The organism is Planotetraspora silvatica (assembly GCF_016863315.1).
GTDB classification, from domain to species: domain Bacteria; phylum Actinomycetota; class Actinomycetes; order Streptosporangiales; family Streptosporangiaceae; genus Planotetraspora; species Planotetraspora silvatica.
On sequence record NZ_BOOQ01000004.1, the window covers coordinates 1 to 7,411 of the forward strand.

Below are 7,411 nucleotides of genomic sequence, written 5' to 3' on the forward strand. Positions count from 1 at the left end.
CGCCGGAGATCCCTCGCACCTGGGCCTGGCCGCCGAGCTTGCCCTCGGTGCCGACCTCCCGGGCGACTCGGGTGACCTCCTCCGCGAAGGCGGACAGCTGGTCGACCATGGTGTTCACGGTGTTCTTCAGCTCGAACATCTCGCCGACCGCGTCGACGGTGACCTTGCGGCTCAGGTCGCCCCTGGCGACGGCCGTGGTCACCTCGGCGATGTCGCGCACCTGGGCCGAGACACGGCTGGACATGGTGTTCACCGACTCGGTGAGGTCCCGCCAGCTACCGGACATCCCGCGGACGTTCGCCCGTCCGCCGAGCTTGCCCTCGGTGCCGACGTCCCGGGTGACACTCGTCACTTCGGAGGTGAACAGGGCCAGCTGGTCGACCATCACGTTGATCGCCTTGCCGAGCCGGCGTACCTCGCCCCTGGCGCTGCGATCGAGGTCGATCCGCAGGGACAGGTCGCCCTTCGCCACCGCGTCGATGACGTCGGCGGCGCCGCTGACGGGGGTCACCAGCGCGTCGATCAGGTCGTTGACGGAGCCCACGCTCTCGGCCCACGAGCCGACGCCCGGGCCGGGGGTGAGTCGCTCGTTGAACTTGCCCTCCTTGACCACCTCACGGCGGACCCGGGCCAGCTCGTTGGCGAGATGCTCTCGCCGGTCCGCCACCTCGTTGAGGAGCAGGCGGATCTCGCTGAGGATGCCGGGAGGCGCGTGCGGTACGCGGCGGCGGAAGTCGCCGTCGCGCCACGTGATGAGGGTCTCCAGAACAGGCAAGAGGTCGGACTCGGTGTACGACCGTTCCGTTCCGGCCAGGTCAACGCCGACGGGCGACATGTGGCCTCCTTCACCCCTTGGGGGTCTAGCGCCGCAGGTGAGGCACAGCGGCCTTCGGGGGGCGGACTCCATGCCAGTCTGTCACGATCCGTGGCGCGGGGTGCGCCCTTGTTTTACCCCGGGTCAGACGGAACTGTGGTAAGCACGAACCGGTGACAACTACCCCTCGTGCCGTTCTGGGTGCGTCGTTCGCGCCAGGAGAGACGGCCATACCGGCTGCCGTGCGGTTCACTCGTGAAGTGATGACCGCGTGGGCGGTCATGTCCATATGCGACGAAGCGGAACGCCTGGCGCGTGATCTCGTGGCCGAGGTTTCCGGCGAGCCGTTCGACGTCGTGTGGATCCACCAGAGCGAGTCGGTGCAGGTCGAGGTCAGGGAGAAGTCCGGGTCGACCGCCTACGGGCCGCCCGCCGACGCCGTCGCCTGGGGCGTGACCTTCACGGCGTCGACCCGCACCCGCTGGGCCAGGATCGACCTGCCGGGCGGCGGTCCGGGCGGGGGAGACGAATGGGTCGCGGAGACGGCCGCGGGTCCGGGCTGGCTCGGCTTCCTGGCGGACGCCAGCGATCTGCTGGCCGGCACCCTCGACCCCGACATGGTCCCGGCGATCATCGCGCAGATCGTCGTCCCCCGTCTCGCGACCTGGTGCGCGGTCTATACGGCGGAGCACGGGGCGGGGCCGCTGCGGCCCGCCTACCTCTGGCACGCGGACGAGGCCCAGATCGACACGCTCCGCGATCTCCTGGGCGAGACCCAGATGCCCTCGGGAGAGGGGCCCGCGGTGCTGCACATGGGCGAGTGGCAGTCGCTCGCGTTCCCGCTGACCGCGAGGGGGCGCCGGCTCGGGATCATGTGCCTCGGACGGCGGGACCGCTTTCCCGACGAGGGCCTGCAACTGGCGGAGGACCTCGGCCGCAGGGCCGCGCTGGCGATGGACAACGCCCGCCTCTACGCCCAGCAGGCGGCGGCCAACCGCGCGCTCCAGCGCAGCCTGCTCCCGCCGGAGGAGCCCAAGACGCCCGGCCTGGACTCCCACGTCATCTACGAGCCCGCAGGCGAGACGAACGAGGTCGGCGGCGACTTCTACGACCTGTTCCCCATGCGTGAGGGGGTCTGGCGGTTCGCCATCGGCGACGTCTGCGGCACCGGCCCGGAGGCCGCCGCCGTCACCGGCCTCGCACGGCACACCCTGCGCCTGCTCGCCCGCGAGGGGTACGGCGTGGCCGACGTGGTCGACCGGCTGAACCAGGCCATCCTCGAAGAGGGGGAACGGGCGAGGTTCCTGACCCTGCTCCACGGGGAGATCACCCGCGTGTCCGACGGGCTCGACATCAGCCTGGTCTCCGCCGGGCATCCCGAGGCGCTGCGGCTGCGGCCGAGCGGTGTGGTCGACACGGTCGCCCAGCCCCAGTCGTTGCTGGGCGTCTTCCCCGAGGCCGACTTCCGCGAGGAGAGCGTCCATCTCGCGGCAGGAGACGTGCTGCTGGGGGTCACCGACGGGGTGACGGAGAGGCGGTCGGGCTCGCGGCTCCTCGACGACGACGGCGGGCTGGCCAAGCTCCTGTCCGAGTGCGTGGACCTGTCCGCTCGCGCCGTGGCCGAGCGGATCCGCCGTGCCGTACAGGACTTCGCACCCGAGCCGAGCGCCGACGACCTGGCTATCCTCGTGCTGCGAGCGCCCTGACCGCGAAGTCGATCGAGACCTCCATCTGGCGGATGCGCTCCTCCACGACCAGAGAGCCGTGGCCTGCGTCGTAGCGGTAGACCGACGCCTCGTGGCCGTGGTCGGCGAGGACGCTCAGATAGCTCTCGATCTGGCGGACGGGACAGCGCGGGTCGTTCTCCCCCGCGAGGACCAGCAGGGGCGCCTGGACCATGTCCGCGTAGGTGATGGGAGAGGACGCGGCGTACCTCTCCGGCAGCTCCGCGGGCGAACCGCCCAGCAGGGCCCGATGCGCGGCCCGCAACCCCTCGGCTTCGTCCTCGTAGGCCGCCGCGTGGTCGGCGATGGGCACCGCGGCGATCCCCGCCGCCCAGCTCTTGGGCTGGGTGCCGAGGGCCAGAAGCGTGAGGTAGCCGCCCCATGACGACCCCGTGAGCACCAGTCGCTCCGGGTCGGCGATGCCGTGGTCGATCACCCAGTCCCGTACGGCCGCCACGTCGGCCAGCTCGATGTGCCCCACGTCTCCGTGGAGGGCGTCACGCCAGGCCGAGCCGTACCCGACGGAGCCCCGGTAGTTGATCCGGATCACCGCGAAGCCGCTGTCGACCCACGCCGCGACGGACGGCAGGAACGAGTCGTCGTCCTGCGCCGCGGGCCCTCCGTGCAGCAGGAAAACGGTCGGGTACGGCGGGGCGAGCCGCTCGGGCCGGGAGACCAGGGCGTGGATGCGGCCGCCGGGGCCGTCCACGTCGATGTCCTCGAGGGGCACCGACGGCGGCGGAGTGCGGCCCGGGTTGATGACCACGTGGCCGCTGCTCGACTTGATCACCGGGGGGTGAGCGGCGCTCGACCAGGAGTACTCCACTGAGCCGTCGGGACGCGGGGCGGCGGCGTCGATCACCCCGTGGGGGGTTTCGATCGGGGTGAGACCCCCGCCGGCGAGGTCGTACCGCAGCAGCTCGGTGCGGCCGCGATGGCTGTGCATGATCAGCAGGGCGCGCCCGTCGCCGTACCAGTCGGCGGTGATCTCACCGGGCACCCGCAGCCAGATCTCGCGCTGCTCACCGGTGGCGGGGTCCCAGACGAGCGGCTCGCGGCGGCCGCGGCGCTCGTGGAGGACCAGCATCCGGCGGTCGCCGGGCACCGGGGCGAACCGGATTCCGGTGACGCCTTTTCCCTGGCCGTCGTGGAGTTCGCCGACGACCTGGCCGTCGGTCTTCAGGACGCGGAGAGCGGGGTGGAGGAAGTCGCCGTGCTCGCTGTGGTTGATCGCGACGAGCGTTCCGTCGAGGGACATGCCGACGACCGCGGCGAACTCGTCGTGCCGGTAGATCGGGACGGCCTCCGCCTCACCATCGGTGACCAGGACGTCGAATCCGCCCCGAAACGATCGGCCGACCGCCGCGACGCCGTTGCCGCCGAGACCGAGGCCGGAGGGGTTTCCCGGAGGCATCGCCACGGGCACGTCGGGGCCGCCGTAGAAGGGTTGCCGCATCCACACGCCGGACTCGTCGCCGTCGGCGAACCACCAGATCCAGGTCCCCGTCGGGTCGACGGCGGCGTACGAGGTGCCGTTGGGCCGGTCGGTGACCTGACGGGTCTGACCTGTCGAACGATCCCAGGCGTAGATCTCCCAGGCGCCGGAGGCGTTGCTGCGGTAGACGGCACGATGCGGCGACTGACGCGCCCACATCGGCAGGGTCGTGCGTGGTGCCCGGAACCTGGACTGCCAGCGTTCCTCGGCCTTCATACGCCCTCCCCTGTCCTTCGGCGGGGTTGCGGTCAAGTATGTCTCGTACAAGTGGAAAATGGCCGACAAATCGCTGATGTTCGTGGGGAATTTCCCGTCATATGGCGCTCAGGTCACTTCTGTACCACCCACGTGGACAAGCGGAAGGACGCCGTCACGTGGACCGGGTCGGGCAGTTCTCTGATCTTCTCGCGGAGCGTGTCGCCGCTGGTGTGCCAGGCGCTCGGTCCCATCCCCACCACCGCCTCGACCGCCTCACGGCCCAGCGTCAGCGGGATTTCCAGGTCGTCCTGTACGGCCATGGCGAACCGATCTGCCAGGGTCTCCTCGAGCCGGCGGTCCTTGTCCGCGTCGACGGAGAGCAGGCCGAGGCGGTCGACCAGCGGCCGGAGGTGGGCCGCGGTGGGGGTCACGACCACAAGAGTGCCGCCGGGCTTCAGGATCCGGGCGAACTCGGCGGCGTTGCGCGGAGCGAAGACGTTGAGCAGCACGTCGACGCTCGCGCCCCGGACGGGCAGGGGCCGCCAGACGTCGGCCACCACGGCTCCGATCCGGGGATGCGCCCGGGCCGCCCGCCTGAGCGCGTGCTTGGACACGTCGAGCGCGAGCCCCACCGCCCCCGGTTCGGCCGTGCGTGCGTCGGGTGCGAGCCCCGCCGGCCTCGGTTCGGCTGTGTGCGCGTCGGGTGTGAGCCCCGCCGGCCCCGGTTCGGCCGTGCGCGCGCCGAGCGCCCGCGACAGGTAGTGGCCCGTGCCGGCCCCGGCGTCCGCGATGACGTCCGCCGTGCCGCACCACCCGGCGACCGCGTCCGCGAGCGGGGCGTAGTGGCCTCGGTCGAGGAAGTCCGCGCGGGCCGCGACCATCGCCGGGGTGTCGGCAGTGCCCGGGACCCCGGACCCGGTCAGCAGGCTCACGTATCCCTGCCGCGCGACGTCGAAGCCGTGCCCGTTCTCGCAGCGGACCGTGCCGGACCCGAGGGTCAACCGGCCGCCGCAGACCGGGCAGAGCAGGAGATCGATGACATCGGCGAGCATCCGCCCATCATCGCCTGTCCCGGTGACCGACTCGGGTGCCGGATCGGGCCGGTGGGCGTTCTAGTGTGGGGCGATGCCGTACGAGTCGAAGATCGTGGCCGGTGTCGAGATAACCCCGCTCTGCGACGCCGTAGGGCCCATGGGCGCGAGCATCAGCAGGCCACTGCCGGAGATGTTCCCCGGAGGTTCCTTCGCCGATGACGCCGAGTGGGTGCTCCACTTCCACTGCTACCTGCTGCGGGCGGGAGGCCGTACCGTCCTGGTGGACACCGGGATCGGCGGAACGGACTCGCCCGCGGCCGGATGGGCGCCCGTGCCCGGCCATCTGCTGACCGAACTGGCCGACGTGGGCGTCGGACCGGACGACGTGGACGTCGTCGTGCTGACCCACCTGCACAGCGACCACGCGAGCGGCTGCGTCGAGGCCGGCGTGCCCGTCTTCTCGAACGCGCGCCACGTGATCCAGCAGGCCGAGCTCGACTGGGTCACCGGGCCGATGCGTCAGGACGTCCTCGAGCCGTTGCGGGACTTGATCCAGGTCGTGAACGGCGACGCGGGGCTCCTGCCGGGCGTCTGCGTCGTGCACGCCCCCGGCCACACACCGGGGCACCAGTGCGTGGAGGTGGGCGATCTCATCGTGACCGGCGATGCGCTGCACCATCCGGTTCAGCTGGCCGATCCGACGATCGCCTACGTGTACGACGAGGATCCGGAGCAGGCGGTCGTGAGCCGTCTGGCCCTCCTCGGCCGCGCGGCGGTCATCGCTCCCGGCCACTTCCCCCAGGCGTTCATCTCGGTGCGCTCGGTTTAGAGGTCACCTCGTCCAGAGGCATTCCTGGGTGGCCTGGACGAGGGCCATCAACTCGGGAGAGACCCGCTCACCCGCCCAGGTGAGCCCGAAGGTCATCCGGAGCTCTCCGGACTCCAGCGGCACGAAATGGATGTCGTGCCGGCGGATGGAGCTGACCAGCAGGGACGGCGTCGGCAGCAGCCCGGCGCCCGCGGCCACGAGGTCGAGTGCGGCGGCGAAGTCGTCGAGGTCGCCGGCGACGACGTGGAGCTGATCGGCGCCGGGCAGCAGGGCGGCGACCCGGGCCCACATCCCGCCCGGCGGGCGGTTCCTCGGCACCACGACCCTTTGCCGGGCGAGCTGACCGAGGCGTAGGCGGGACTTGGAGGCGAGCGGATGGCCCGCGGGAACGGCCAGATGCGCGACCGGCACATAGAACCGGGCGGCGGTCGTGAACCCCAGAGGGAACGGCGTGCCGACGATGGCCGCCGTCACCTCCCCTTGCGCCAGGGCCGCGAGAGAATCACTCCGACCGGACGCGATCAACTCCACGTCGATCGCGGGCTTGCGATGTGCCAACCGCCGGGCGACCCGTGCCGCCAGCGTCCCGACGAGTGAGGGATAGGCCAGGCGAATCGCCGGACCAGCCGGTACGGCCAGGCGGGCCGCTTCGGCGGAGAACCTCGCGGCGGCCTGCAGGAGGGTCTCCGCGTCCGGTAGCAGTGCCTTTCCGGCGGGTGACAGGCGGACGTCGCGGCTGGTCCGGTCGAAGAGGCGGACGCCCAGTGACCGTTCGAGCCTGCCGATGGTCTGACTCACCGCAGGCTGCGAGACGCCGAGCTCTGCCGCCGCACGCGAGAAGCTCAGGTGCCGAGCGACGAGGGCGAAACAGCCGATGTCGCGCAGAGGCGGACCGGAATCCATGCTCCAGTATGACCGGCTACCCGTGGTCCATCCATAAGCAGCATTGATGGATGAGCATCTGGGCCGGCGAACGGTCGTGGGCGTCGTGGGTCCGGGGGCGTGGGGTCTCGGGCGAGGCGGGTCTGGGGGCGGCCCCGAGGGTGTTCAGGGGCCGGTCTGAGGCCGGTCAGCCAATTCCTATTTGCGGATTTTTGTCACGTGAATACGCAGAAGCTCCGCCCCATTGGTGATGCCTTATGGTGCAGCTCGTGCAATTAGGCACAATTCCTTCAAATTGAGCAAATAGGATTTCTTTCTCGCATTGCCGTGCTAATTACTCGTCAGTATTGGTTGCTCGGCATTCATTCTCGTGAAATGATTCGTGCAGGTGTTCGAATCGGTCGTTCTCGGAGGTGGGGTTGTGGGGGAGCTCTT

Annotated in this window: 6 protein-coding genes; 2 read left to right on the forward strand and 4 right to left on the reverse strand. The window is 70.7% G+C overall.

Annotated features, from left to right (window positions below; translation table 11 throughout):
* A partial coding sequence (locus Psi02_RS05480) for a HAMP domain-containing protein (RefSeq protein WP_203972344.1) occupies window positions 1–835 on the reverse strand: 835 nt, incomplete at its 3' end.
* Between the two features lie 221 nt (window positions 836–1,056).
* Here Psi02_RS05480 and Psi02_RS05485 point away from each other — a divergent pair.
* Window positions 1,057–2,520, forward strand: a complete 1,464-nt coding sequence (locus Psi02_RS05485) for a PP2C family protein-serine/threonine phosphatase (RefSeq protein WP_239094630.1) — start codon at window positions 1,057–1,059, stop codon at window positions 2,518–2,520.
* On the opposite strand, the gene Psi02_RS05490 is transcribed toward Psi02_RS05485, so the two are convergent.
* Both Psi02_RS05490 and Psi02_RS05495 read right to left on the reverse strand, forming a co-directional pair.
* A complete protein-coding gene (locus tag Psi02_RS05490; protein ID WP_203972345.1) occupies window positions 2,495–4,249 on the reverse strand; it encodes a S9 family peptidase in 1,755 nt (584 codons plus the stop codon). The genes Psi02_RS05485 and Psi02_RS05490 overlap by 26 nt on opposite strands.
* Before the next feature lie 113 nt (window positions 4,250–4,362).
* Complete coding sequence (locus tag Psi02_RS05495) at window positions 4,363–5,283, reverse strand: putative RNA methyltransferase (protein ID WP_203972346.1); 921 nt, start codon at window positions 5,281–5,283, stop codon at window positions 4,363–4,365.
* A gap of 73 nt (window positions 5,284–5,356) precedes the next feature.
* On the opposite strand from Psi02_RS05495, the gene Psi02_RS05500 reads away from it, so the two are divergent.
* On the forward strand, window positions 5,357–6,094 hold the full coding sequence (locus tag Psi02_RS05500) for an MBL fold metallo-hydrolase (RefSeq protein ID WP_203972347.1): 738 nt from the start codon (window positions 5,357–5,359) through the stop codon (window positions 6,092–6,094).
* Window positions 6,095–6,097: 3 nt separating this feature from the next.
* Here the strand turns inward: Psi02_RS05500 and Psi02_RS05505 are convergent, their stop codons facing one another.
* Window positions 6,098–6,997, reverse strand: coding sequence for a LysR family transcriptional regulator (locus Psi02_RS05505; protein ID WP_203972348.1), 900 nt, complete (start codon window positions 6,995–6,997; stop codon window positions 6,098–6,100).
* Window positions 6,998–7,411: the final 414 nt, after the last annotated feature.

Bases quoted from the DNA above. Each gene is read 5' to 3' on its own strand.
- Psi02_RS05495 (WP_203972346.1), bottom strand. From the start codon at position 5,283: ATGCTCGCCGATGTCATCGATCTCCTGCTCTGCCCGGTCTGCGGCGGC.
- Psi02_RS05500 (WP_203972347.1), top strand. From the start codon at position 5,357: ATGCCGTACGAGTCGAAGATCGTGGCCGGTGTCGAGATAACCCCGCTC.
- Psi02_RS05490 (WP_203972345.1), bottom strand. From the start codon at position 4,249: ATGAAGGCCGAGGAACGCTGGCAGTCCAGGTTCCGGGCACCACGCACG.
- Psi02_RS05505 (WP_203972348.1), bottom strand. From the start codon at position 6,997: ATGGATTCCGGTCCGCCTCTGCGCGACATCGGCTGTTTCGCCCTCGTC.